Origin of the sequence: Microbacterium foliorum, from assembly GCF_006385575.1 — a bacterium.
Classification (GTDB): domain Bacteria; phylum Actinomycetota; class Actinomycetes; order Actinomycetales; family Microbacteriaceae; genus Microbacterium; species Microbacterium foliorum_B.
In genome coordinates this window covers 3,592,818-3,618,786 of sequence record NZ_CP041040.1, presented here as the reverse complement: position 1 = coordinate 3,618,786, position 25,969 = coordinate 3,592,818, and the positions used below count along the sequence as shown (strand labels likewise).

The 25,969-nt window shown below is 66.6% G+C and carries 23 protein-coding genes; 16 read left to right on the top strand and 7 right to left on the bottom strand.

The genetic code is table 11. The features are described from left to right. Window positions 1-316: 316 nt before the first annotated feature. The 12 genes from rpmH (at window position 317) to FIV50_RS17490 (ending at window position 10,926) form a co-directional block, all read left to right on the top strand. Window positions 317-454, top strand: a complete 138-nt coding sequence (rpmH, locus tag FIV50_RS17545) for a 50S ribosomal protein L34 (protein ID WP_022889115.1) — start codon at window positions 317-319, stop codon at window positions 452-454. Window positions 455-460: 6 nt separating this feature from the next. Further along, window positions 461-805, top strand: coding sequence for a ribonuclease P protein component (rnpA, locus tag FIV50_RS17540; protein WP_140038543.1), 345 nt, complete (start codon window positions 461-463; stop codon window positions 803-805). Further along, entirely contained in the window at window positions 802-1,152 is a 351-nt protein-coding gene (yidD, locus tag FIV50_RS17535) for a membrane protein insertion efficiency factor YidD (protein WP_140038542.1), read from the top strand. The genes rnpA and yidD overlap by 4 nt, the downstream gene beginning before the upstream one ends. Before the next feature lie 3 nt (window positions 1,153-1,155). Beyond that, on the top strand, window positions 1,156-2,226 hold the full coding sequence (gene yidC / locus FIV50_RS17530; RefSeq protein WP_140038541.1) for a membrane protein insertase YidC: 1,071 nt from the start codon (window positions 1,156-1,158) through the stop codon (window positions 2,224-2,226). Next, entirely contained in the window at window positions 2,223-2,714 is a 492-nt protein-coding gene (locus tag FIV50_RS17975) for a Jag family protein (RefSeq protein WP_258184338.1), read from the top strand. Before yidC ends, FIV50_RS17975 begins: the two co-directional genes overlap by 4 nt. A gap of 34 nt (window positions 2,715-2,748) precedes the next feature. Next, the gene (rsmG, locus tag FIV50_RS17525) at window positions 2,749-3,372 is read left to right on the top strand and encodes a 16S rRNA (guanine(527)-N(7))-methyltransferase RsmG (RefSeq protein ID WP_258184337.1); all 624 of its coding nucleotides are present in this window, start codon (window positions 2,749-2,751) and stop codon (window positions 3,370-3,372) included. Between the two features lie 2,741 nt (window positions 3,373-6,113). Continuing rightward, window positions 6,114-6,554 (top strand): AAA family ATPase, encoded by a 441-nt coding sequence (locus FIV50_RS17515; RefSeq protein ID WP_140038539.1) that lies wholly within the window; start codon window positions 6,114-6,116, stop codon window positions 6,552-6,554. A 216-nt stretch (window positions 6,555-6,770) separates the two neighbouring features. Next, window positions 6,771-7,646, top strand: coding sequence for a ParA family protein (locus FIV50_RS17510; protein ID WP_308810380.1), 876 nt, complete (start codon window positions 6,771-6,773; stop codon window positions 7,644-7,646). After that, window positions 7,646-8,617, top strand: a complete 972-nt coding sequence (locus tag FIV50_RS17505; protein WP_140038537.1) for a ParB/RepB/Spo0J family partition protein — start codon at window positions 7,646-7,648, stop codon at window positions 8,615-8,617. The genes FIV50_RS17510 and FIV50_RS17505 overlap by 1 nt, the downstream gene beginning before the upstream one ends. A gap of 64 nt (window positions 8,618-8,681) precedes the next feature. Further along, window positions 8,682-10,130: a sugar porter family MFS transporter gene (locus FIV50_RS17500; RefSeq protein WP_140038536.1), complete on the top strand. Its 1,449-nt coding sequence runs from the start codon at window positions 8,682-8,684 to the stop codon at window positions 10,128-10,130. 9 nt (window positions 10,131-10,139) lie between these two features. Beyond that, a complete protein-coding gene (locus tag FIV50_RS17495; protein WP_140038535.1) occupies window positions 10,140-10,475 on the top strand; it encodes a tryptophan synthase subunit alpha in 336 nt (111 codons plus the stop codon). Between the two features lie 22 nt (window positions 10,476-10,497). After that, window positions 10,498-10,926 carry a GrpB family protein gene (locus FIV50_RS17490; RefSeq protein ID WP_219846228.1) on the top strand — a complete coding sequence of 143 codons (429 nt, stop codon included), beginning with the start codon at window positions 10,498-10,500 and terminating at the stop codon, window positions 10,924-10,926. 147 nt (window positions 10,927-11,073) lie between these two features. Here FIV50_RS17490 and trxA read toward each other — a convergent pair whose 3' ends face one another. From trxA to FIV50_RS17470, 4 genes are all read right to left on the bottom strand, one after another. Then, window positions 11,074-11,397, bottom strand: coding sequence for a thioredoxin (trxA, locus tag FIV50_RS17485; RefSeq protein ID WP_042541543.1), 324 nt, complete (start codon window positions 11,395-11,397; stop codon window positions 11,074-11,076). Between the two features lie 66 nt (window positions 11,398-11,463). Beyond that, window positions 11,464-12,438: a thioredoxin-disulfide reductase gene (gene trxB / locus FIV50_RS17480; RefSeq protein WP_140038859.1), complete on the bottom strand. Its 975-nt coding sequence runs from the start codon at window positions 12,436-12,438 to the stop codon at window positions 11,464-11,466. Window positions 12,439-12,526: 88 nt separating this feature from the next. After that, window positions 12,527-14,146 (bottom strand): murein biosynthesis integral membrane protein MurJ, encoded by a 1,620-nt coding sequence (gene murJ / locus FIV50_RS17475; RefSeq protein WP_140038533.1) that lies wholly within the window; start codon window positions 14,144-14,146, stop codon window positions 12,527-12,529. After that, the gene (locus FIV50_RS17470) at window positions 14,139-16,340 is read right to left on the bottom strand and encodes a DUF6049 family protein (protein ID WP_140038532.1); all 2,202 of its coding nucleotides are present in this window, start codon (window positions 16,338-16,340) and stop codon (window positions 14,139-14,141) included. Before FIV50_RS17470 ends, murJ begins: the two co-directional genes overlap by 8 nt. 75 nt (window positions 16,341-16,415) lie before the next feature. Here FIV50_RS17470 and FIV50_RS17465 point away from each other — a divergent pair, with 75 nt between their 5' ends. After that, window positions 16,416-17,972, top strand: coding sequence for a DUF7059 domain-containing protein (locus tag FIV50_RS17465; RefSeq protein ID WP_140038531.1), 1,557 nt, complete (start codon window positions 16,416-16,418; stop codon window positions 17,970-17,972). Between the two features lie 40 nt (window positions 17,973-18,012). Beyond that, window positions 18,013-19,068 (top strand): LLM class flavin-dependent oxidoreductase, encoded by a 1,056-nt coding sequence (locus FIV50_RS17460; RefSeq protein WP_140038530.1) that lies wholly within the window; start codon window positions 18,013-18,015, stop codon window positions 19,066-19,068. A 120-nt stretch (window positions 19,069-19,188) separates the two neighbouring features. On the opposite strand, the gene FIV50_RS17455 is transcribed toward FIV50_RS17460, so the two are convergent. Both FIV50_RS17455 and FIV50_RS17450 read right to left on the bottom strand, forming a co-directional pair. Beyond that, window positions 19,189-19,650 carry an ASCH domain-containing protein gene (locus FIV50_RS17455; protein ID WP_140038529.1) on the bottom strand — a complete coding sequence of 154 codons (462 nt, stop codon included), beginning with the start codon at window positions 19,648-19,650 and terminating at the stop codon, window positions 19,189-19,191. Between the two features lie 21 nt (window positions 19,651-19,671). Continuing rightward, window positions 19,672-21,432 (bottom strand): alkaline phosphatase family protein, encoded by a 1,761-nt coding sequence (locus tag FIV50_RS17450; RefSeq protein WP_258184335.1) that lies wholly within the window; start codon window positions 21,430-21,432, stop codon window positions 19,672-19,674. A 168-nt stretch (window positions 21,433-21,600) separates the two neighbouring features. Here FIV50_RS17450 and FIV50_RS17445 point away from each other — a divergent pair, with 168 nt between their 5' ends. Continuing rightward, window positions 21,601-23,028, top strand: coding sequence for a CCA tRNA nucleotidyltransferase (locus FIV50_RS17445; RefSeq protein ID WP_140038527.1), 1,428 nt, complete (start codon window positions 21,601-21,603; stop codon window positions 23,026-23,028). A 296-nt stretch (window positions 23,029-23,324) separates the two neighbouring features. Here FIV50_RS17445 and FIV50_RS17440 read toward each other — a convergent pair whose 3' ends face one another. Then, the gene (locus tag FIV50_RS17440; RefSeq protein WP_181164270.1) at window positions 23,325-24,182 is read right to left on the bottom strand and encodes a response regulator; all 858 of its coding nucleotides are present in this window, start codon (window positions 24,180-24,182) and stop codon (window positions 23,325-23,327) included. Window positions 24,183-24,512: 330 nt separating this feature from the next. Here FIV50_RS17440 and FIV50_RS17435 point away from each other — a divergent pair, with 330 nt between their 5' ends. Then, entirely contained in the window at window positions 24,513-25,838 is a 1,326-nt protein-coding gene (locus FIV50_RS17435; protein WP_140038525.1) for a GAF domain-containing protein, read from the top strand. The last annotated feature ends 131 nt before the right edge of the window (window positions 25,839-25,969 follow it).

The window sequence follows — 25,969 nt, the reverse complement described above, 5'->3', positions numbered from 1 at the left end:
GACGCTCCGTGCTGAGGGGGTGACGGGCCGTCGGGATGACGCGCCTCGCCTGTGGATAACTTCGGATGCCACGGTAGTCACCGTGGCTGTGAACGGCAACCTGCCCTTGGAAATCCGCGCGCGTGTTGCGCATACGTGCACGCCACAGGTTGTGGATAATAGCTGTGCGGATCCTGTCGGGGTCCGGACCGAAGCGCGCAGATTTGCTCTGTGGGCCGCCAGGACGTACCCTTAATCGGTTGACTTATGCCTGAATGGCAGATCCCTATGTCTCCGGTCAAGATGATCCCGGTGGCAGCATTCCCGGAGTGATTTCATGAGCAAGCGCACTTTCCAGCCCAACAACCGTCGTCGCGCCAAGAAGCACGGCTTCCGCCTTCGCATGCGCACCCGCGCCGGCCGCGCGATCCTCTCGGCTCGCCGCGCGAAGGGCCGCACCGAGCTCTCCGCGTAGACCGCTGTGCTCGCCCGCCCGTTTCGTGTGACCCGCGGGAGCGACTATCGTCTGGTCGTTCGACGCGGATCCCGTTGTGGCGGAGCCAAAGTCGTCACCTCGATGCTGGCGACGGGCGAGAGCAGAGCCGCGAGGTTCGGATTCATCATCAGCAAGCAGGTGGGCACCGCTGTGGTGCGCAATACCGTGCGTCGGCGACTCAAAGCCGTGTGTGCGGATGCGCTGGCGCGGGTCCCCGAGGGCACGGATGTCGTCATCCGTGCCCTTCCTGCATCCGCGACCGCCAGCTACGCCGAACTCAGCGCCGATGTGAATCGCTGCCTCGACCGCCTCAGTCAGGTTCGACCGTGACTGCTCTTCCGGCATCGTCGATCGGCGACGCGCACCTACAGACGGGGGATGTGCTTCGCAGCATCCCGCTGATCCCGAGGAATCTCGTTCTGGGGTTCCTCACCGGGTATCGCAAGGTGATCTCTCCGATGTATGGAGATGTCTGTGCCTATTACCCATCCTGTTCCGCTTACGCTGTAGGTGCGGTGCAACAGCATGGCGCGGTGCGGGGAGCGATGCTCTCGGCATGGCGCATCCTGCGTTGCAATCCCTGGAGCCACGGCGGCGTCGATGACGTCCGTCCGCACCAACACTTCCGTTATGACCTGACCGCTCGCGGTTTCGTCGTCCCTGCCCGAAAGGATTGATCGGTGGGTCTTGACCTTCTGCTCGCCAGCGCAACACCGTCGCCGGAGCCTGCCTCCGGCGGCTTCGATCTGATCGGGACCATCCTCTGGCCCCTCAAGTGGGTCGTCGAGCTCGTGCTCGTCGCCTGGCACTGGCTGCTGACCGCTGTCGGGCTTCCGGCAGCATCCGGTCTGACCTGGGTGCTTTCGATCGTCGGCCTCGTGGTCGTGGTGCGCGCCGCGCTGATCCCGCTCTTCGTGAAGCAGATCAAGAGCCAGCGAAAGATGATGGAAATTGCTCCTGAACTGCGCAAAGTTCAGGAGAAGTACCGGGGCAAGAAGGATCAGCTGTCTCGCGAGGCGATGAGCCGCGAGACCATGGGGCTCTATAAGAAGCACGGCACGACGCCGATGTCGAGCTGTCTGCCGCTTCTCGTGCAGATGCCGATCTTCTTCTCGCTCTTCAGCGTGCTGAGCGATGTCTCGAAGCACCACAACCTGGGTGTCGGCGGAGTCGGCCTGCTGAATGCGGAGCTCACCGAGCAGTTCTACAACGCGGAGCTCTTCGGGGTGGCGTCGCTGCACGAGACCCTCGGCAACGCGGTGGATGCCGGCAACACCGTCGCGATCGTGATTCTGGTCGTGCTGGTCGTGCTGATGATCGCCTCGCAGTTCTTCACCCAGCTGCAGATCATCTCGAAGAACCTGTCACCGGAGGCCAAGACCGGCCAGGCGTACCAGATGCAGAAGATCATGCTCTACGTGCTGCCGCTCGGCTTCATCTTCTCGGGTATCTTCTTCCCGCTCGGCGTCGTCGTCTACTGGTTCATCTCGAACCTCTGGACCATGGGTCAGCAGTTCCTCGTCATCCGTGAGATGCCGACTCCCGGGTCTGAGGCGGCGAAGGCCCGTGAGGAGCGACTGGCTCGCAAGGGCAAGGCGATCGACTCGTCGGGCAAGGTCGTTCCCATGGCGGCCTACGAAGCGGAGCAGCAGCGCCTGCTCGAAGAGGCGGAGCGCGCCAAGGCGCAGACTCCCAAGCGCCAGCAGCCCGTGGGCAAGAAGCGTGCCAAGAAGAAGGGGAGCGGTTCATGACCGACAACATGACCGAGACCGTGGAGCCCACGGTCGCTGATCTCGAGAACGAGGGCGATGTCGCAGCCGACTACCTCGAGGAGCTGCTCGATATCGCAGACATCGATGGCGATCTGAATCTCGATGTACGCCAGGGCCGCGCCTATGTGTCGGTCGAGGCTGAAGGAGATGGACTTGCTCTGCTGTCGGCGCCCGACACGGTGCAGGCTCTGCAGGAACTGACTCGCCTCGCTGTTCAGAACAAGACCGGTTCGTTCTCACGACTGATCCTCGATGTCGGCGGGTCCCGGGATGCGCGGCGTCGCCAGCTCGAGACGCTCGTCAACGCGGCGGCTGCGAAGCTCGATGATGGCGCGACGCAGGCGTCCCTGCCCGCGATGTCGAGCTACGAGCGCAAGCTGGTCCACGATATTGCCGCTGATCAGGGACTTGTCTCCGAGTCCTACGGCGAGGGCGCTGACCGCCACACGGTTCTGCGTCGTCGTTGACGTTTCACGTGAAACATCTGGTCGGGATGCCGCAGTGAGTGACGTTGAGATCGAGCCTTCCGTAGCCGCTGAGCTGTTCGGGGATCGGATCGAGCTGGCACGCCAGTTCTCGGCGGCCCTCACTGAGCATGGCGAGGAGAGGGGCCTGATCGGCCCCCTGGAGTTGCCCCGTCTGTGGACCAGACACATCCTGAACAGTGTCATCGCTGCTCCGCTGTTCCACGGATCCGTTGCGGATATCGGCTCTGGTGCCGGCCTGCCCGGAATCGTGCTGGCGATCGCGCGGCCCGATGTGCAGTGGACGCTCATCGAGCCGATGGAACGCCGCGTGATCTGGCTCAACGAGCAGGTTGCAGAATTGCACCTCGACAACGTCGAGGTGCTTCGAGCGCGTGCCGAGGACGTGAGTCGCCCAGTGGGCTTCGATGTCGTCACCGCGCGAGCTGTCAGTGCGTTGAAGACGTTGATCCCCCTCACCGCGCCGCTCGTGCGTGACGGTGGTGAGCTCATCCTGCTCAAGGGGATGAATGCCGACAACGAGATCGACGCGGCGCAGAAGCAGATCAAGAAGTTCCGCCTCTCTCACGTCCGAGTAGAGAGGCTCGGGGAGAACGTGCTCCCTGAGACGACGCGAGTAGTGCGGGCTGTCGTTCGATAGCTGCTGTCTGAGGAACGTGAGTTCCTCATAGCTCTTCGCGCTGCGGATGATGCTGCGTGGGTCGGCCCTGAGTCCATTGATGGGCATGGGCAGCACATCGGCTCTTGCATGCGTAGCAAGCGACCGTCTTGGGTAGGGGAGAGCGTTGCTGCGCGAACACGAGTGACGAGTGACCTACTGCAGCCGCTTGTCGTCGTCGTCATCGGGGATCTACGGCGATCGGCTACTCCGCCGACTTGTTGTTTCACGTGAAACATCTGTACTGGCTGCCGCGCATGGGAGTGCTGTCCGGGGACCAGTCAGGGAAGAGAGAGGATGCGTCGGCTGGCCGGCTGAGTAGGGGCTTGCACTGATAGACATCTACGGTGCGGCCGGATGGCGGTGAATAGGGTGGGCATCTGACCTATGCCGACAGCCAGCGCTGTGGTGGGGGGCTAGGTGTCTAGAGATTGCCTTGCTACGCCGACCACTGCTGCAAGGACTGGGCGCCCAGCAGCGGCGACGCGGTGCTCGCACACCCCACGTCACGGAGGCTGGTCGATGTCTTCCCTTTCCTCCCTTCGTGCGTACGCACGACCGCGGCTCGATTCCGCCGCTGTCGTGCTCGTGCATGGGGATCCCGTCTCAGGTGGGGGATCTATTCATCGGGTCGCCTTGGCGCCGGGATTGAGACTCCACCACTCGGATACGAGCTCATCCGGTGAGGTGGCCCCGATGAGCGCGCTGCGCTGGGAGTGAGAGTACAACCGATACGACAGGGGGGTGTGTTTCACGTGTAACACACCGTCACCCATGCATCGGCAGGTTCATCGGCATCCAACTCATGTCCGAGAAGGAGACGCGATGAGGGTCTGCGGTAGGAGGTCGACGGGCCTTGGCCCAGGGTCTCGCAACCATATCTCGTGCCTATGTTTCACGTGAAACGCGAGTCTCGAGCGCGGTGGTGGCGGCTATAGAACGCACCTGAGCTCAGCGGTAGCGCTGCTGCGTGGACCTGGACCGAGGCTGGCGCCGGCCGCAGTTTCGGGATTGGTCTCGGTATCGGTCTCGGTGTCGGTCCCGGCATCGGTGTCGGTGTCGGTGTCGGCGTCGGTGTCGGTGTTGGGTGCGGTGCGCCAGCCTGGCGAAGGGTCTGGCGACCTGCGCACGAGTGACTGCATCCGCGGACGGATCTCAGCGAGGGCACCTCATGCGAGTAGTGAACCCGTAGTGCCGGTCGCAGGTCGTCGCCGTGAGTCGGCGGGGTTGGGGGAGCGAGCCTTCATTCGGAGTGCGACTTCGGCAAAGGGAAACCGCGCGCTGAACCGTGGCCTCAATCAAAGTGAGGTTCAGCCACATGAGGCTCGGACTACTGTTTCACGTGAAACATGGGAGCCCTGTCCACGATGCGATCGATCTGCCTGGGAACGAGGGTCAGAACGTCACTGACGTACCGTGGGCCGGGCTAGCGAGGCACCGATACGGGTGTATGAGCTGATGTCCCAAGGGGCGGATGCTCCATGTGCCGCTTGGATGACGGGCAGAAGCTGCCCTTTCGATGCGGGGCGGACCCGATTTTGGTGTGATGTCGGAGCTGTTGCGGAGATACCTCCGCTTCGTCAGCGATCTGCGCGGCACTCTGTGGGGCGATTGAATGGGCTTCCCTGAGGGTGGGTGCGGCATGTGCGACGGCCGAACCGTGGTCTGCTTGCCCGGGACACCCCTTGCGAGCATCCGGGGGAGCGCGCGGGGGATCACCCAGCCCGCAGCACACGGTAGTCGGCGTGGTCTTGGCCCACTGCGGACCGGCGTGGCCCGGAGCTGCAGGTATGCAGTCGAGTGGCGTGTCGCACCGTCCAGCGGTTGTGGGCCCAGGCGAGCCGCTAGGCGATCGAGCCGGACACCCTGCGGCCCTGCAACCTGGGTGACGCCGCCTGTGAGTTCTGGTGCTGGGGTGCACTAGCGGGCAGGCTCTCCTCGGCGGGGGCCTATACCCGGGAGCCCGAGTTGTCTTGTGCGCGCGGTCACCGTAGACGGGTGTTTCACGTGAAACCGCCGTACCGATACGCATTCGACCTGAGTCACGCGCGCCCGCGAACGCCAGTCTCGGTAGCGAAACGCGCTCGCGATTCTTCTACGTCGGGCTGCCGGGAGCGGCGTGTGATGCGACCGCGACGATAGGCGGAGTCCGCTGCAGTTCGAGAACGCGGAGACCTTGAGCGTGCGTTGTTGACATGAGACAGGAGGGGGACACGCGCTGGACTGCACAACACCGCTACAGGTCCCAGATGATGCCCGGGGGGGTGTGGAGATGTCCCCTGGTTGGCAAGGAGGAGATGAGGGGGAGATGAGGATTGCCGCGGTGGCGAGCACCGCAATCCCGCGGTGTCCCTTGTGTGCGGCAGCGAACCGCGGAACGTTTCACGTGAAACACACCCCCGGGGAAACGCCTTCGACCCAGCACAATCAGCGTCGGCGAAAGGCAGTACTGACACTCCAGTGCGCGGCCGATGGGCACTCGAGGCGCTGAGGAGCAGCGGTGAGAACCGAAAGCGCCGCGGCTCAGCAGAAGCCCGCACCCGGCGAGCTGGGACGACTGATGCTCCTTTGCGCCGCACACGAGCTCAGCAGCTCGGTACCGGGAGGTGCTCAGCACCGAGCGCACGAAGCCCGCGCTTCGCATGACCATCGATCGGCCGGGTCCGCAGACTGGCGCGCTATCAGCCGGTCAGTTCCACGTGAAACATCGATATTGTGAGGGGATGGTTCGCTTGCTCATCACCGGGATGTCAGGGGTAGGCAAGTCGAGCGTTCTTCGTGAGTTGGGGGAGCGGGGTTACCCGACGGTCGATACGGACTACGGCCCGTGGACGACGGACTCGGGGCGATGGGATGACATGCTGATGGGCGCCCTTCTCGGGGAGAGCACTGAGCTGGTGGTCTCCGGCACCGTCGAGAATCAGGGCGACTTCTACGATCGCTTCGACCACGTGGTTCTGTTGTCGGCGCCCGTCTCAGTACTGCTCGATCGGGTGCGCCAACGAACCACGAATCCCTACGGGTCGACTCCGGACGACCGCGAAGAGATCAGGTCGAATCACGCGTTGGTTGAGCCGCTGCTTCGTGCGACAGCGACGGTCGAGATAGACGCCACGCAGCCACTCCCTCACATCGTCGATCGGGTTGAAGAGCTGCTCCGCTGAACGGGTCCGTCTTGGCGTGGGAGTCACCGCGGAACCGCTGATTCTGGGGTCCTGATGCCACCTAGCAGCCTCGCTGTCCCCAACGATCCGAGCGACGGAGCCCACCTCTGACACGGCAAGGTCCGTCGCAGCGATTAGAGTGGAGGACGGCCCCGAAAGGAGTGGATGTTTCACGTGAAACAGCCCGAAAAGGCATCACCGAAGGACTCTTTCGGGATGGATACGCCGCTCGCGCGGGAACTCGCCGACCTCTCCGCTCGACGCCGAGTGCTCGAGACGGTGAACATCGACTTCACCGGAGATACCCGCATCCTCACGGTCTCGAACCAGAAGGGCGGCGTGGGCAAGACCACGAGCGCCGTCAACGTGGCTTCGGCACTGGCGCGTCTCGGAGCGAAGGTCCTGGTCATAGACCTCGACCCCCAGGGCAACGCGTCGACCGCTCTCGGTGTGCCGCACAACGCAGACACTCAGAGTGTGTATGACGTGCTGATCGACGACCTCCCGCTCGCCGACATCGTGCAGCAGAGCCCGGAGGACAAGAACCTCTTCTGCGCCCCGAGCACCATCCACCTCGCCGGCGCCGAAATCGAGCTGGTGGCTCAGGTCGCACGTGAACATCGACTGCGACGAGCACTCGACGAGTATCTCGTCGACAACCCGATGGATTTCGTGATCATCGACTGCCCTCCGTCTCTCGGGCTGCTCACGATCAACGCCTTCACCGCGGCCAGCGAGGTCTTCATCCCGATCCAGTGCGAGTACTACGCCCTCGAGGGACTGAGCCAGCTTCTCGGCAGCATCCAGATGATCCAGAAGCATTTGAATCCCGGACTTCATCTCTCGACGATTCTGCTGACGATGTTCGACGGCCGCACTCGACTGGCGCAGCAGGTGGCCGACGAGGTCCGCACACACTTCCCCGATCAGGTGCTCGATACCGTCATCCCGCGCTCGGTGCGGGTGTCGGAGGCACCGAGTTTCGGTCAGACCGTGATCGCCTACGATGGGCAATCCGCCGGCGCCGTCGCGTATCGCGAGGCTGCTGTCGAGATCGCGTCGCGGACGGCGACGCAGAGCAAGGAGAAATGATGGCGAAGCGCACTGGACTGGGTCGGGGCATCGGTGCCCTCATTCCCACAGCTGATCAGTCCGAGCGTCCCGTGGATGTGTTCTTCCCCGGCGCCAATCTGCGTCCGGCGACGGATCAGGCCAGCGACCAGCCCGCCGCAGAAGCCGACCTCGAGGTCGTGCCCGGCATCCACCTGATCCAGGTCGATCCGCAGAAGATCGTGCCGAACCCGCGCCAGCCGCGTACGCACTTCAACGTGGAAGACCTTGCTGAGCTCGTGCACAGCGTGCGTGAGTTCGGCGTGCTGCAGCCGGTCGTCGTGCGCAAGAACAGCGACGGCGAGTACGAGTTGATCATGGGGGAGCGGCGCACCCGTGCCGCGCGCGAGGCGGGCCTCGAGAAGATCCCTGCCATCGTCCGCGAGACTGCCGACGAAGACCTCCTGCGCGACGCACTGCTCGAGAACCTGCACCGCTCAGAGCTGAACCCGCTGGAAGAGGCCTCGGCCTACCAGCAGCTGCTCGAGGACTTCGGCATCACGCAGGAGGAGCTGGCCACTCGGATCGGTCGATCGCGTCCGCAGATCAGCAACACGATCCGCCTGCTCAAGCTGCCCATGCCGGTGCAGCAGCGCGTCGCCGCCGGTGTACTGACCGCCGGACACGCTCGTGCGATCCTCAGCCTGGAGTCGCCGGAGGCGATGCAGCGTCTTGCTGACAAGGTAGTGAACGAGGACCTGTCGGTGCGAGCCACCGAGGTCGCGGCGAAGACCGAGCCCGCAGGCCCGACTCGCTCGGCGGCGAAGGCGACGCCCGGTGCCCGCCGTGCCTATCTCGACGAGGTCGCCGGCAACCTCGGGGATCGCCTCAACACACGGGTCAAGGTTTCGCTAGGCGCACGAAAGGGCCAAGTCATCATTGATTTCGCCTCCATTCAGGACCTGAACCGCATTCTCAGCGAACTGGGTGAGACGGGATACGGCCCGGCGTGATCTACGTACGTTCAGTCGTGTGTTCGCCTAGACTCGCGACATCTCGACGATGAGGGGGAAGGCCATGTCCGGAGTACAGGATCCCGCGAAGTTCCAGCGACGAGTGATCGCGGTGAGTATCGCCGCAGCACTCGGAGGCTTCCTCTTCGGTTTCGATACGGCCGTCATCAATGGCGCTGTCGACGCGCTGGCGGGTGACGTCTCCGGGTTCGACCTCGGCGTGGGCCTGAAGGGCTTCGCGGTCTCGTCCGCCCTGATCGGCTGTGCAGTGGGAGCCTGGTTCGCCGGACCGATCGCGAACAAGCGCGGTCGCATCCCGGTGATGGTCTTCGCTGCCGCCATGTTCTTCATCTCGGCCATCGGTTCAGGTCTCGCCTTCAGCGTGGTCGACCTCATCATCTGGCGCGTCATCGGTGGACTCGGTGTCGGCGCAGCATCCGTCATCGCCCCCGCGTACATCGCCGAAGTCTCGCCCGCTCGCGTGCGGGGCCGACTCGGCTCGCTGCAGCAGCTCGCCATCGTCACCGGTATCTTCGCCGCACTGCTCTCGGACGCGTGGCTGGCAGGGCTGGCCGGCGCCGCTGATCAGCCCCTGTGGGGCCTGACAGCCTGGCGGTGGATGTTCATCGTCGAGGCGATCCCCGCACTCGTGTACGGGATCATGGCGTTCCGTCTGCCGGAGTCCCCCCGTTATCTCGTGCGCAAGGGAGATCTGAAGCGCGCCTCGGAGGTCCTGGAGACGGTCACGGGCGCTGTCGACGTCGATGCCAAGATCAAGGAGATCACGAGCACGATCGACACCGAGCGAAAGGAGTCGCTCAGCGACCTGCGCGGCAGCCGTCTGGGGCTGAAGCCGATCGTCTGGGTCGGCATCCTGCTGTCGGTCTTCCAGCAGTTCGTCGGCATCAACGTGATCTTCTACTACTCGACCACGCTGTGGCAGTCGGTCGGGTTCGATGAATCCAGTGCCCTCCTGACGTCGGTGATCACGTCGGTGACGAACATCGTCGTGACGATCATCGCGATCCTGCTCGTCGACAAGGTCGGGCGCCGCATCATGCTCCTGGTCGGTTCGGTCGGCATGACCGTGACCCTCGGGCTGATGGCGCTGGCCTTCTCGTTCGGCACCCTCGACGCCGAAGGGGCGGCGACGCTGCCGGATCCGTGGGCGACGGTCGCACTGATCTGCGCGAACGGTTTCGTTGTCTTCTTCGGAGCCACCTGGGGGCCGCTGGTGTGGGTGCTTCTGGGAGAGATCTTCCCGAACTCCATCCGTGCAGGCGCTCTCGCGGTCGCCGCTGCAGCGCAATGGGCTGCCAACTTCTTCATCTCGACGACGTTCCCGATCTTCGCGGAGATCGGGCTCACGTTCGCCTATGGCTTCTACGCGTTCTTCGCTCTGGTGTCGTTCTTCTTCGTGTACTTCAAGGTTCCCGAGACCAAGGGCAAAGAGCTCGAAGAGATGACCGACGAGCTGAAGGTGGAGCGCCGGGGCACTCGAAAGGCGTCGTAGGCTGGAAGCATGACCGAGTCCGTTCCGCGCCGCGCCAGCCTCGAAGTGCTGCGAGCAGAAGCGTCGGACGAACTCGCCGTGCTGATCCAGGAGAGGCTTCTCGGTGGAGAAGACCCGTGGGACTTCATGGAGGAGCTGCCGAGCGTCGACGAGCTGGTCGTCTACCTGCTGCGTGCCGACAACATCACGGCCAACGACGGTGTGCGCCCGAATGAGGCACGCCACTATCGGGTGCTTCGCCAGATCGCGCTGGAGTACCCGGAGCTGACGCCGGCGGTCTGGGGACTTCTCGACGAGAAGCAGCGCCACCGTCGCTGGGACCCCTCGGTCGCCGACCGCTCCTGAGGGCCATCACACGATGCCTCGGATGCTCGTCGGCTACGACCCCTCCTGGCCGCAGCAGTTCGAGAGGATCGCTGCAGAGCTGCACAGGCTCGGGGATGCCGAGTGGACGATCGAGCACATCGGTTCGACGGCGATCCCGGGAATGCGCGCCAAGCCCATCATCGATCTGGCGGTGCGTGTCCGAGACTCCGACGACGTGGAGGCCCACAGCGCGGCGCTGGAGGCCGCTGGATGGCGCCTCGGCAGCGCTGTGCGCACGCATCCGGTGATGATCCTCGAAGCCGACGGCATCCGCAGCGCGATCGCGCACTTCTTCACCGTGGAGGAGTGGGATGCCGTGCATCAGCGGCTGCTCAGGGACTGGCTGCTCGCGCATCCGGAGGACGTGGATCGGTACTCCCACGCCAAGTGCGACGCCGTGGCTGCTGCCGCACGCGGGACATCGACGTAAAACGCTGCGAAGACGCCCGTGATCCAGGAGATCGTCGACCGCGCCCGCGCGGCACGGGGACTCGCCCCTGTGCCGGTCTACGACAAGTAGGCGGCACGACAAAGGGCCGCCACTCCCGAAGGAGTGACGGCCCTTGTCGACGCGGGATCAGCCGATGAACGCGGCGAGGTCCTGCTCGAGGGCCGGCTTCGGCTTGGCGCCGATGATGGTCGTCTTGACCTCACCGCCCTGGAACACCTTCATCGCGGGGATCGAGGTGATCTGGTACTTCATCGCCAGCTGCGGGTTCTCGTCCACGTTCAGCTTGAGGATGGTGATCTTGTCGGGGTTGTCGGCCTGGATCTGGTCCAGCACCGGGGCGACCATGCGACACGGTCCGCACCACTCGGCCCAGAAGTCCACGAGGACGGGACCTTCGGCCTGCAGAACGTCCTGCTCCCAGGTCGCCTGGCTCGTAGCCTTTGCACTCATCAGAGTTCTCCTTGTTCGAGGTTCGCCTGCTACAACAGCAGACGAGGTGAAACTGTTCCCTGCCGGTCAGGCGGTGATGATCTCGGCGGCCTCCGCAGCCGGGAACTCGACGGAAGCGTCTTCAAGATCCGCGAGGAAGTGCTCGGCGTCGAGGGCCGCGACCGTGCCCGAGCCGGCGGCCGTGATGGCCTGACGGTAGGTGGGGTCGATGACGTCACCGGCTGCGAAGACACCGGGCACCGAGGTGACCGACGAGCGGCCGTCGACCCAGATCGTGCCCTCTGCGGTCAGCTCGAGCTTGTCGTGCACGAGGTGCGTGCGCGGGTCGTTGCCGATCGCGATGAACAGGCCGTCGAGCGGGAGGTCGCTCAGCGTGCCGTCGACCGTGTTGCGCAGCTGAACGCCCGAGACGGAGTCGCCACCGAGGATCTCGGCGACCTCGCTGTTCCAGATGAACTCGATCTTCTCGTTCGCGAAGGCGCGCTCCTGCATGATCTTCGATGCACGCAGCGAGTCCTTGCGGTGGATGACGTAGACCTTCTCGGCGAAGCGGGTGAGGAACGTGGCCTCTTCCATCGCCGAGTCGCCGCCGCCGACGACCGCGATCGTCTTCTCACGGAAGAAGAATCCGTCGCACGTGGCGCACCACGAGACGCCGTAGCCCGAGAGGCGCTCTTCGCCCTCGATGCCGAGCTTGCGGTAGGCCGAGCCGGTCGCGTAGATCAGCGACTGGGCCTCGTGCACCGTGCCACTGCCCAGCGTGACCTTCTTGACGGGGCCGGCGAGGTCGAGCTCGGTGACGTCGTCGTAGACGACCTCGGTGCCGAACTTCTCAGCCTGCTCCTGGAACTTGGCCATGAGCTCGGGGCCCTGGATCCCCTCGGGGAAGCCGGGGTAGTTCTCGACCTCGGTGGTGTTCATCAGCTCTCCGCCGACCTCGACCGTGCTCGCGATGAGCAGCGGCTTGAGGTTCGCGCGCGCCGCGTAGATGGCGGCGGTGAATCCGGCGGGACCCGAACCGATGATGATGACCTGACGCATGTGCTCTCCGTCGTAGATGCTGAGACGCCGAAAGACGTTCGACTGCTTCAACCAATGGTAACCGCGCGACATTCCCGCGCGAGAGGGCTCAGCGGCCGGGCAGGAATCGCCGCAGCATGGAGCTCGCGACCTTGAGCTCGGGCGCACGCAGCAGGGCCAGGATGCCGATGTAGACGACCACGACGGCGATGCCGATGATGCAGGTGCCGAGGGCACCCTGGATCTTGTCTGACGTGGTCCAGCCGGTGGGGCCGCCGAGCAGCAGGAAGACGCCCCAGCCGGCGAATCCGGCCGGCACGGCAGCGACCGCGTACCGGCCGATCGCGGTCATCCAGGAGCGGATCTGGAGTCCGCCGATCTTGCGGTGCAGAAGCCAGCTGGCCACGATCATCTGCAGTGTGCTCGCGATCGACTGACCCAGCGCGATGGCGGCGGCCAGCATCGTCACCTCGATGACATCGGCGTCGAGCAGCCACTGGGCGACCAGGGCGCTGACGACCACGAGGCCGCACTGGAAGAGAGTGAACCAGAAGGGCGTGCGTGTGTCGCCGTAGGCATAGAAGGTGCGCTGCACGATGAACAGGATCGTCAGGGGCACCAGGCACACGAGGAAGCAGACCAGCACGAGCGCGGCCTCTTCGGCATGCGACGCCTGGTTGGTGAACACCCTCGACGCGGGGACCGCGGCCGCAGCGACGGCGGCGACGGCGACCGCGATGAAGAACAGAAGGGTGCGGATGCTCTGGGCGATGTCAGCCTGGACCTCTGCGTGTCTGCCGGCCGCAGCGTGCTCGCTGATCTGCGTGAAGTAGGGCGTTCCGATCGACAGCACGATGATCGAGTACGGCAGCATGAAGATGAGCCAGGCGTACTGGAACGTGGCGACGGAGGCGCCTTGGCCAGAAGCCTCGGTGAGGATCTGCGTCTGCACGAGCCCGGCGCCGAGGCTCGCGAGCGCCATCAGGAACGTCCATCCGGCGAGTCTTCCGACGTTGCCGAGGCCCACCCCGCGCCAACGGAAGTCAGGGCGCAGCGCGAGACCCGTGCGACGCCAGAAGATCAGCAGGATCGCGGCCTGGATCACGATGCCGAGCGTCGCCGTTCCGCCGAGCGCCGCGATCATCTCGGGAGTCCACTCGGAGACACGGGTGAGCGGGCCGCCGAACAGGGCGCCGACGATCAGGAAGCCCACGATCGACACGATGTTGTTGACGACCGGCGCCCAGGTGAACGGACCGAAGATGCGCCGAGCGTTGAGCGCCTCGCCGAGAAGCGCGTACAGGCCATAGAAGAGGATCTGCGGCATGCACCAGTAGGCGAACGCGGTCGCGAGCGCGAGGAACTCCGGGGAGCCCTCCTTGCCGGCGTAGAGCCACACCAACCAGGGCGACGCGATCGTCGCGAGCCCGGTGATCGCGACCAGCACGACTGTGCCGAGGGTGAACAGCTTGGAGATGAACGCGTTGCCGCCGTCGGCATCCGCAGTCGCCTTGACGATCTGAGGGATGATCACCGCGGTGAGCACGCCGACCGAGATCAGTGAGAAGACGTTGTTGGGCAGCTGATTCGCGATGGCGAAAGCATCCGCCGCGCCCGCGCCCACCGAGCCGATCACGCCGACGAGGACGATGGTCCGCAGGAGACCGGTGACGCGGGAGATGAGGGTGCCCGCGCCGATCAGTGCGCTGGCGCGCCCGAGACTACTCATTCATCTCCTCGACGGCATCCGATTCGGATGTCGTCTCCTGGTTCTCTGCGTCGGCCTCGCGGCGCCGGCGTCGGATGGTGCGGATGATGCCGAGACCGAGGAGCAGCACGATGAGGCCGCCGAAGACCCCGAGACCGATGGCCTCCCATTCGGCGCGCACCGAGACGCGGACGCTCTCCGGCTGACTGATGGGCACGCCGGTGGGGCTCGAGAGCGAAAGCTTGAGGGTGACCTCGCCGCTGCCGACTCGGGCGGACACGGGCACCTTGACCCTCGTCGTGGTGCCGGGCTGGATCGTCCACGGGGTCACGGACTGCACGTCGAGACGCGGGTCGCTCGGCGTGACGCTGAGCTGGATGTTCACCGGCCACGGCAGATCGTTGCGCACTGAGAACGGCAGGTCGGCGTTGGCGGAGAGCAGCTGGATCGTGCTCGCGGGAGGGATGTCGACCGCGTTCAGTGTCTCCGTCGTCGCGACGTTGACGTCGGAGACGGCGTCGTCGAAGCCCTTCTCAGTGAGGCCGACGCCGGTCGCCCGCATGATCTGGATGCGCTTGGGGCTCAGCAGCAGCTGAGTGTCGTCGAGGATCGAGGCGAAGTCGCCGAGCACGATCTCGCTGTCGAGCATCCCCCGCAGTGCCAGGGCACGGGATTGGTCTTGCTCGGTCGAGAGCGTCGCCGGGGTCGCCGGGACTGCGAGTACCTCGGAGAGACCGAATCCGAGAGAGTCGACTGACGCGACGGCGTCTCTGAGCGCCTCAGCCGTGCGCGTCTCGTCGCGGTCGAGTCCGATCAGGATCGGCGTGGCCGGATCTGCCTGACCCGCCAGAGAGAGATGAGCGCTCGCCTCAGCAAGCCGCTGCTGACGCGCGGCGGTGTCGTCTTCACTCGCGGCCTGCGACACGGCATCGGATGCTGCAGCGGCGGTGACCAGCACGCTGCGGCCGCCCACGTCGGCGTGTGCACCGGCGGCGCCTCCGATCGAGGAGGACGACAGGACGGTGACCGCGCCGTTCACGTACGTCGAGAACACGTCGAGGTCGGCGGCGGACACGTCGCTGCGCGGCCACAGGATGCCGGACGTCGCGCCCTCGATGGCGGTGAGTTCGGCGTCACCGGGCAGCACGGGGCCGTCGGTGGGCTGAGGCGTCGGTTCGTCACTCGGCTCTGGCGCCGGCGTCGGCGCGGTGCCGTCTGTCGGCGCAGTGCTCTCCGTCGGCACCGAGGCCGGGGTCGGGGCGGGCGTGGGGGTGGGCGTGGGAGTCCCGTCTGCGGGCTCGGTGAAGCCGCTCGGGTTGAGGAAAGGCGCGAGCGTCGTGGGCTGCAGGAGCGCGGGGAGGCCCGCCTGCGCCTGTGTGGTGGCGTCGGCATCGCCGAACTGCAGGGCGAAGCGCTCGTTCGGCAGTGCGTCGAGAAGGCGCAGCCATTCGCGGGCGCTCTCAGGAGCCGAAGAGCCGAGCACTCTGATGGCCGCAGGGATCGCCGGGTCGATCGCCAGGATCGCCGAGGTCCCTCGGACTCCCTCGACCACCGCGGTGAGCGCGCCCTCGGGGGCGGTGAGCGCACTGAGCTCGTCGGCGGTCAGCAGGGCGCCGTTGTCGGGTGTCGCCGTGACCGGCACCATCACAGCGATGGGCGGGTTCGCGGCAGCGGTCACGACGAGCACTGTCGTCGATGTCACCGATCGCGCATCGTCCTGAGCGTCGGTCTGCGCTCCGCTGAGGGTCGCGCGCAACGGGTAGACGCCGGGGGCCAGGTCGCCGAGGGCCTCCGGCGGAAGGAGAAGGCTCGTCGTCGCGGATGCTTCGGCGTCGACGGGCGCGGTCGTGTCTGAGCCGAGCTGCTCGAAGCCGCCTGTCGCGTCGGCCTCGTCGAGCCAGGTCGTGATCGCGGCCTCGTCGGTGAGGGGAGTGCGGTTGAGCTCCACCGTGACGCGACCGGACGAGAGCTCGGACCTGGAGTCGTTCTGCACGGTGATCGAGGCGGTCGTCGCAGATCCGGGAGCGACCGTGCCACGCACTCCTGCCGAGAGGAGCAGGTCGACCGACGAGCCCTCGGGCTCGGCATCCGTGGCTGCGAACGCGCCGGGAGCGCCGGCGCCGGCCAGGCCGAGAACGATCGCCGAGATGACGGATCCGCGTGCCAGGCGGTGCAGGCGCGTGCGGAGGCCGTTCTCGGAGGTGGTCGCGGTCATGAAGGTCTTCCTCGAACGCCGGGGATCCCAGGCTGCTCGTGAGTGCTGACCTTGTGATTCTAGGCGTCCGGCTGAATGAGAACCCTGAAGACGCGTAGAGTGACGGCCGTGTCCGACACCCTCACCCCTGCACCCGATCCGCTCCGCAGCACCGCGCTCGCTGCAGATCTCGACGACGCGGATCTGCGTTCGGAGCCGCTTCGCCGCCTGTGGGGCGAAGAAGCGGACGACGCGCTCGCCAGGGGCATGCGTGAGCCGATCCTGCGCGCGATCGCCGATGACGACGGCGTGCTCGCCACTCTCGGCAGGCTGCTGGTGCTCGGAATGCCGCAGCCGCTCGCCGCTGTGACCGAGGCTCTGCCGAGACTCGGCGCCGACGGCCTCGCCGCTCTCGGCCTCGCGCGGATCGAGGGGAGCACCGTTGTTCCCACTTCTCTTCTGCGGCCGCAGCCGTTCGTCAACTCAGACGGGATGGGCGAATGGTGGATCGCCAGCGACCTGGATGAGGTGGCGCTCGATGGTGCGCTTCCGGCGGATCACGTGCTCGGCGTCGGCGGAGCCTCGCGCACCCTCGCCGAGATCATCATGCCGATCGAGGTCGACCGCGCTCTCGATCTGGGCACGGGATGCGGCATCCAGGCGCTTCTGGTCGCTCGTCACGCAGGTTCGGTCGTGGCCACCGACATCTCGGCGCGTGCGCTCGCATACGCCGAGCTGAACGCCCAGCTGAACGGCGTCTCGAACATCGAGTTCCGCCTGGGGAGCATGTTCGAGCCCGTAGCAGGTGAGGCCTTCGACCTGATCGTCTCGAATCCGCCCTTCGTGATCACCCCGCGCGCAGAAGGCGTGCCCGAGTACGAGTACCGCGACGGAGGCCTCGTCGGCGACGCGCTCGTCGAGCAGTTCCTGCGTGCGGTTCCGTCGTTCCTGACCCCGGGAGGTGTGGCGCAGCTGCTCGGCAACTGGGAGTCCCGCGGAGGTCAGGCATCGCTCACCGGTCGCTCCGGTCTCGACCGCCTCTCGTCGTGGGTTCCCGGCGACCTCGACCTATGGGTGATCCAGCGTGAGGAGCTCTCACCGCTCGGGTACGCAGAACTGTGGATCCGAGATGGGGGCACGACGCCGCGAGACGCCGCGTTCACCCCGCTGCTCACGGCCTGGCTCGACGACTTCACCGCTCGAGGCGTCACGGCGGTCGGATTCGGCTACATCCTGGTGCGCCGGCCGGTCGCCGACGGCATCCCGCTGCGCCGTCTCGAGCGGGTGACGCAACCCGTCTCGAACGTGGGCGGTGCACTGCGCTCGGGCCTCGCCGCTCACGACGTGCTCGCGGCAGGAGTGCCCGCGACGCTGCTCGTCGCGCCCGACGTCACCGAGGCACGCCATCTGCTCCCCGGGAACGATGATCCGAGCATCATCGAACTCCGACAGGGCGGGGGATTCGCGCGCACGATCGCGGTGGATCCCGCGCTCGCCGGCTTCGTGGGAGCGTGCGACGGCGATCTCACCGTCATGCAGATCGTCTCGGCCCTCGCCGACCTGTTCGAGGTGCCGCTCGTCGAGCTGTGGGCCGACCTCGAACCCCGCATCCGACAGCTCGTGCTCGACGGCCTGCTGATCGCGGGGGAGTGACGAAGGAATACTGCACCGCATCTATGCGTTCGAATACACCATGAAGGCTTTCGGATTCCTCTCCTTCGGGCACTATGCAGACGTGCCCGGTTCGGCGACCCGCACCGCGGGAGACATGCTGAAGCAGACCATCGAGATCGCGGAGGGTGCCGACGAGATCGGCGTGAACGGCGCCTCGGTGCGCGTTCACCACTGGGCTCGCCAGGCGGCGTCGCCCATGCCGCTGCTGTCGGCCATGGCCGCACGCACGCAGCGCATCGAGGTCGGCACCGGCGTGATCGACATGCGGTACGAGAACCCGTTCCAGTTCGCCGAGGAGGCGGCCGCTCTCGACCTGATCGCCGACGGGCGCATCGCGCTCGGCGTGAGCCGTGGGTCACCCGAGACGGCTCTGCGCGGATACGAGACCTTCGGCTTCCACGACGAGGAGGACCCCGAGCGCGGCAGCGTGATCGCGCGCGAGAAGTTCGACCTCTTCCTCCGCGCCATCGACGGCGAGGGCCTCGCCCCCGGCGACCCCCGCATGGTCGGCGCCGGCCGCTATCTCGCGATCGAGCCGCAGTCACCGACTCTGCGCGACCACATCTGGTGGGGCTCTGGCTCACGGGCCACGGCTGAGGAGACCGGGCGCAAGGGTCTCAACATGATGAGCTCCACGCTTCTCACCGAGGCGACGGGGGTGCCGTTCCACCAGCTGCAGCGCGAGCAGATCGACCTCTTCCGCGCCGCCTACAAAGAGGCCGGCCACACCGGTGCACCGCGAGTCTCGGTGAGCCGCAGCGTCTTCCCGCTGGTCTCCGACATGGACAGGGCGTACTTCGGCCTGCGCAGCGAGGAGAACGCCGACCAGATCGGCATCATCGACGGCTTCCGCTCGACGTTCGGCAAGACGTATGCGGCCGAGCCCGACGTGCTCATCCAGCAGCTCCTGGCCGACGAGGCGGTCATGTCGGCAGACACCCTGCTGCTGACGATCCCGAACCAGCTGGGCCCCGCTTACAACCTCCACGTGCTCGAGTCCTTCGCGACGCACGTCGCCCCGGCGCTCGGCTGGAAGCCGAACACCGAGGGCCCTGTGCAGGGCGATCCGGTCTGACGACCGACGGGTTCAGCCGATGAGAGGGGGCGGATGCTGACGGCATCCGCCCTTCTTCATGCTCCGAAGCGACGGACTCCGCGGCGACTGAGACTCGCCCCTCCGAGACAGACGGTCCGGTCAGGCGGGGTGGACGACGCGGAAGCGCTCGCAGATGATCGGCATGTCGGCCTCGAAGCCCCGAGGGCTCTCGGAGTGGGCGCGCCAGTACCGTTCGTGTGATTCGCGCCAGTAGGTGAGAGTGCGATCTCCCTCGCCTTCGGAGTGCGCGTGCTCCTCGGTGACCTCGTCGAAGGGCACGGTGCGGACGGCGGTCGTCTCGAGCACCGCCCGCGGCGCACCGGATCCGTCGAGGATGATGCTCAGCTCACCGACGTACGGCTCGGGATCACCCGTCTCGTCGTAGTCCCACTGCGCGGAGGCGGTGCCGGTCTTCACCCCGTCGAGCACCAGCGCCAGCAGGGCGTCGGCATGCGCGGGCGTCGCACCGAATGCCCAGGCGCCGGGCGTCTGCTCCGGAAGCGCAGGATTCTCTGCGCGGACGTGGTTCCAGAAGGCGGTGAGCACGGCGCTGTCGGTCATGCGGCAAGCCTATTGCCGCGGCTACTTCGAGTCCGCGGGGCCGAACAGCTCCTCGCCGTGCTCGTGCAGCAGACGGTAGGCGTCGGCGAACGTCTCGGGCTCGGGTTCTCCCGGCTTGCCGTACTTGGCGATGAGCAGACCGAGCAGACCGCGGGCGGGCGGGGTGAGAGGCTTCATCTCGGTGGGGTCACCGGGCTTCGGCTCAGCGCGCTCGGGATTCGGGGGCGTGTACGCGGGTGTCGTGACGGGCCAGTCGGCCGGATGCCGGGGCTGGTCGAGGTTCACGGCGTTGAACAGCGTGTTCGCCGACTGGTCGCGGTCGTTGAGCGGCTTCAGGCCGTGCAGGCGCGAGAGGGTGGACGTGACCGACCCGTGGTGCATCTCGTCGTGGACGACGGTGCCTCGCCGCGTGTAGGCCGACACGGCGATCGCCGGCACTCGGCATCCGAGTCGATCGAAGGTGAACCCCATCTCGCCCGCCTCGGTGTCTTTCGTCGGCTTCGTCGCCGAAGGAGGGGGCACATGGTCGTAGCATCCGCCGTGCTCGTCGAAGGTGATGAGCAGCAGGGTGTTGACGGCGTTGGAGCCCTTCGGCGACGCGCTGGTGCGCACGGCCTCGTAGATGTCGTGGATCAGCCGGTCACCGGCGCGCACATCCGAGATCGCACTGTCATACACGGCTTCGCCGTCGACCTCGCTCTCGCGCGGCGAGCCGAACGGCGGATGGAAGTCGTTGTGGTCGTAGACCATGCGCGGCTCGATGAAGGCGTATGCCGGCAGGGTGCCGTTCGCAGCCTCCGCGTAGAAGTCCTCCATCGTGCCGAAATGCTCGGTGCGCCAGTACTTCTCGAGCACCGCGGCATGCAGCATCCCGGTGAACGACACCAGCTGCAGCTTGTCGATGTAGATCTTCCAGCTGACCTTCTCGTCTTCGAGTCGGTTGAACACCGTCGGCGCCGCGGGCGCATCGAGCCATTTGCGGTACCCGCCGCCGGCCTGGTTGGTGACGAAGCCATGCGAGGTCGACGCATGGAAGAACGACCGGTTGCAGAACGTCTGCGACGGCACCCCCGCGTACCAGTGGTCGAACACCGCGAACTCGGAGGCGAGCGTCGACAGCACAGGCAGCATCTCAGGGGAGAAGGAGCCCATGATGTGCGCGGCCTCATCGGGCTGGGGCTCGGCGCCGTTGCGCAGACGGCGGAAGTTGATGATGTAGTCCTCGAGGAACCCCGACATCGTCGCCTTCTCGCCGTGCGTCGGTGCGTTGAACGGGGCCGACATCTGGTCGACGAAGAGGTCGGCGTTGTCTTTCGGGTCTACCGTGCCGAAGATCTGCGTGTTCACGTGCGGATACTCCTCGCCCGGGTCGGGGTCGGGGAGGCTCATGATCCGGTCGGTGTCGCCCGTGTAGACGTGTGCGTCGACGACCGTGCCGTCAGCCGCGGTGTTGCTGTGCGTGCCGAACGCGAGACCCTCGAACTTCTCGCCCGCAGGCAGCGTGTCCTTCGAATACAGGTACCCGAGCAGGTTGTCGAACGAGCGGTTCTCGCCCATCACCACGACGAGGTGGTCGAACCCGGGTTCGCTGCGCGGAGTGAGTGCGGCGAACGGATCGGGCTCGGTTGCGAAGCCGCTGCGCTGATTCGCGACGTGCGCACCGATCGCCGCGCCGCCGGCGCCACCGATCACGGCGCCGGCCAGTGCGGCGCCGCCCATCTTGAGGAACCCCCGCCGGGAGGGCACAGGCGCTGCGGGGGAATCGCTCTGTTCTCCGCTCACGATGCCGATCCTAGGACCGGGATGGCGTCGGCGCACGGATTCGGATCGCGGGGACGACTCACCGGAGCGATCGGACGTCGAACGGCCTGTCGGCCCCCGCATCCGAAGCTGTGCCCGGACTCACCCGACGCCGACGGATGACACCCGCACCCCGGTACGCTGGAACCCATGCTCAATATGGCTGACGGCCTCGTCCGTCTCGGCGCGCTCGCCGAGAACCCGGTCGTCCGCACCCTCGCCGAGGCCTTCGAGGCAGCGGGCTTCGAGCTCGCCGTGGTCGGCGGACCCGTGCGTGACGCCCTTATCGGCAGGCCGACCCACGACCTCGACTTCACGACGAACGCGATGCCGGACGACATCCTGCGCATCGTCAAGCCGATCTCGACCGCCCAGTGGGACATCGGCCGGGCGTTCGGCACCATCGGCGCGCGTGTGCAGGGCGAGCAGGTCGAGGTCACGACCTACCGAGCCGACAGCTATGACGGAGTGACCCGCAAGCCGACCGTCGAGTTCGGCGACACGATCGAGGCCGACCTGCACCGACGCGACTTCACCGTCAACGCGATGGCGCTGCTGGTTCCGGCCGTGAAGCTCGTGGATCCGACCGGAGGAGTAGAAGACCTCATCGCCGGTGTCCTGCGCACTCCCGCAGACCCCCACGTGTCGTTCGGTGACGACCCGCTGCGGATGCTGCGCGCTGCGCGCTTCAGCGCTCAGCTGGGTTTCCGCATCGACGACGACACCATCGACGCGATCGCACAGCTGCGCGCGACTCTCGAGATCGTGAGCCCCGAGCGCATCCAGTCGGAACTCGTGCGGCTCATGCAGACCGACGACCCCGTGCGCGGTGTCCGCGTGCTGGTCGACACGGGGCTGATCGAGGAGTTCCTCCCCGAGGTGAGCGCTCTGCGTCTCGAGGTCGACGAGCATCACCATCACAAGGACGTCTACGAGCACTCGCTCACGGTGCTCAAGCAGGCGATCTCGCTCGAGCACGCTCGCACCCCGGGCGCAGAGCCCGATGTCGCCCTGCGCATCGCGGCCCTGCTGCACGACATCGGCAAGCCGCGCACCCGCAAGCTCGAAGACGGCGGCGTCGTCACGTTCCACCACCACGACGTCGTCGGAGCGCGCATGGCGCGCAAGCGGCTGCAGGCGCTGCGGTTCGACTCCGACACCGCCGAGGCCGTGTCGAAGCTGATCGAACTGCATCTGCGGTTCTTCGGCTACGCCGAGGGAGCCTGGACGGATGCTGCGGTGCGCCGCTACGTGCGCGATGCGGGCGACCAGCTCGAGCGACTGCACATCCTCACCCGCGCCGACGTCACCACGCGCAACAAGCGCAAGGCGGGGCGGCTCGCCTCGGCGTACGACGACATCGAGTCGCGTATCGCCGCGCTGCGCGAGCAGGAGGAGCTCGACTCCATCCGTCCGGAACTCGACGGCAACCAGATCCAGAACATCCTCGGCATCGCGCCCGGTCGCGAGGTCGGTGAGGCCTACCGATTCCTGCTCGAGCTGCGTCTCGACGAGGGCGTCATCGGAACGGATGCCGCCGAGCGGCGCCTCCGCGAATGGTGGGCCGCCAGGGCCTGAGCCCATCGAGCAGCTCCACTCCCTGACGGCCCGCGCGCGGCGCGCCCATGAGGGGGGTCCCCCCAGTCGAACGCCCCTCACGGCGAGGAGCCTCATCGGCTCCTCTCACGCAGACGTCCGAGGACGTGTGCCGTGTCGCGCCCCACGCGCGACCGAGATCACGTCGCACGAGCGGCGATCACGTCGCGTCTCGCGCCACAGCGACCTCCCGAACATCTTCGCGGCTCGCGTCGACGCGCCTGACCACGGCAGGGCCCTTCCTCATCAGCCCGACGCGTTCTGTCCGTTTCCCGTCGCTATTCCGACTCGTCGATCTCGACCGTCGCGTGCGCGGCTCGCCAGCGAGCGGGAGGAACCCCGTGCACGTCCTGAAAGGCGCGCCGCAAGCTGCGCGGACTGCTGAAGCCGCTTCGCCGGGTGATCTCGGTCGCCGTCAGGCGCTCCACTCCGAGCATCAGCATCGCGGCCACTCCGACCCGATGATCACGGATCGCGTCCTGCACCGAGCGTCCGTCGCGTGCATACGCCCGCTGCAGCTGGCGTGCCGAGACGTGCAGCGAGTCAGCGAGGGCGTGCAGCGTGAAATCCATCGAGTGGGCCTGCTCCGAGATCGCGAGATCGGCGCGCTCACGCAGAAGATCGAGCGGATGCCCGGCTCGGATGTCCCGATCGGTGGGGTCGTCGGGTCGGCCGGGCGAGATGTCGACGACGAACTCGCTGTGCATGACCTCGTCGATCTCGGATTGGCCGTCGAAGATCTGTCGCGATGAGAGGGCGCTGCGCACCCGGGCCACCGATCGGAGCCGAGAGCGAAGCTCTCGCAGCGAGAACGGCTTGGCGAGATAGTGCGCGACGCCCAGCGTCCGCATCTGCGCGACGCTGCTCGCCCTGCGGTCTGCGGTGACGGCGATGACATCGACATCGTCGCCGGGATGCGTGCGCAACAGGCGCAGAACATCGATTCCCGAGATGCCGGGAAGCTGGAGGTCGAGCAGGACGACGTCGGGACGGTCGCCGTCCACCATCTCGATCGCCGCCTCGCCGGAGGACGCGATGCCCGTCACGACGAAACCGGGGGTCCGCTCGACGAACATCCGATGCAGCTGTGCGACCATCGGGTCGTCATCGACGATCAGTACGCGTAGCGCAGCCATCGCCGAACCTCGAACGGCGCGACGGGGCCCGTTGGCATGATCTCTCCGATCGCGACGATGCACCTCGCTCATCTGCATCGATCTGATGGGCCGAAGTGTGCACCGCGAGGGTTCGCCTCGGGGTGTCACCGCGCCCCGGGGCGTCGCACGGGTCGCGAGAGGCCGTCAAGGTCGCACCAGCAGGTGCCTTCGTGCATATTACGGACTCTGGACCGAAGTGCCGGTATACCAGTAAAGGGACCCGTGCCTCGGCGGAATATCGCGGGTTACGCCCGCGGCATCCGGCTCCTACACTGGGGTTACGCTCCACCGACGACGAATGGAGATGCTGTGGTCGCGTCGTGGCAGGTGTCACGTGATGGTCCTCCTGAGGCCTCTCGTCTGCTGATCGAGCGCGCACATGAAGAACTCATCGCCGGCAACCTCGATGATCATCGACTGCAGCAGGTGCGTCCTCTCGTCCGGGAGTCGTGGGTGCGCTCGTGGAGAGGCCGGGTCGCGCCCGAGGAAGCCCCACGCATCGAGCTCGTGAGCGAGGAGCTCGAGGCCTATCGACTCGCGCATCCGCTGGCATCCGCCATGGACATGATCCGTGCCCTGCTTCTGCCCGGCACCCCCGAAGAGTCGGGGGTCGTGGTCGCCGTCGGCGATCAGGCCGGCCGGCTGCTTTGGATCGAAGGCGACCGCCAGCTGCAGTCGCTCACCGAGGGGATGGGATTCGTCGCCGGAGCGAACTGGGCGGAGGATGCCGTCGGCACCACCGCCCCGGGCACCGCGCTCGAGCTCGAGCACTCGGTGCAGATCCGCGGGGCCGAGCACTACAACCGACTCGTGCATCCGTGGTCGTGCACCGCGGCGCCCGTGCGCGACCCTGAGACGCGGCGCGTGCTCGGAGTGATCGACGTCACGGGCGGAGACGAAGTCGTCTCGACTCAGGCACGGCTGCTGGTCGATGCCACGGCGCGGGCGGTCGAGTCCGAGTTGATGGTGGCGCGGCTTCGGGCGCGCAGCGACGCGCCACGCCCCACGACCTTCTCGTCTCGCGCCAAGCCCACGACCCGCGCGACCCTGCACGTGCTCGGGCGGGACAGAGCGCGCCTGGAGTCCGAGACCGAACTCGAGGAGTCGATGATCGAGCTCAGCGCTCGCCACGCGGCCATCCTGCTGATGCTCGCGGTGAACCGGCAGGGCCTGTCTGCCGAGCGCCTGAGCGAACTCGTCTACGGACCCGGCGCATCCGCCGACACTCTGCGCCCTGAGATGGTGCGCCTGCGCAAGGTGCTCGAGAAGCACGCGCCCAGCCTCGTTCCCGAATCCCGGCCCTACCGACTGACGGTGCCCCTCGAGACCGACGCGCACGACGTGCTCTCGCTGCTCGACCGAGGCGCGCATCGGGTCGCACTGACCGCCTATCGCGGCCCCGTGCTTCCCGAATCGACCTCGCCCGGTGTGGAGGAGTTCCGAGAGTCGGTGAGGGCGGCGCTGCGCGAGGCGATGCTCTCGGAAGCGAGCCTCGATGTGCTCCTGGAGTACGCCGATATTCCGGAGGGGCAGGGGGATGCCGCGGCTCTCCGTCTCGCTCTCGAGATGCTGCCGGCCCGGTCACCGAAGCGCGCGGGACTCGTCGCGCGCATCGAACGCATCGAAGATCGCTGACGCGGGGTCATACGGCTGACGGATCCCCGCCCGGACGTGTACACGCCGACGGTATGCCCGCCATCCGGGGAATCATCAGCCATCCGAGCGGATCCAGCCTGGGATCGCCGTGCAACCGTTCGCAACGTTGC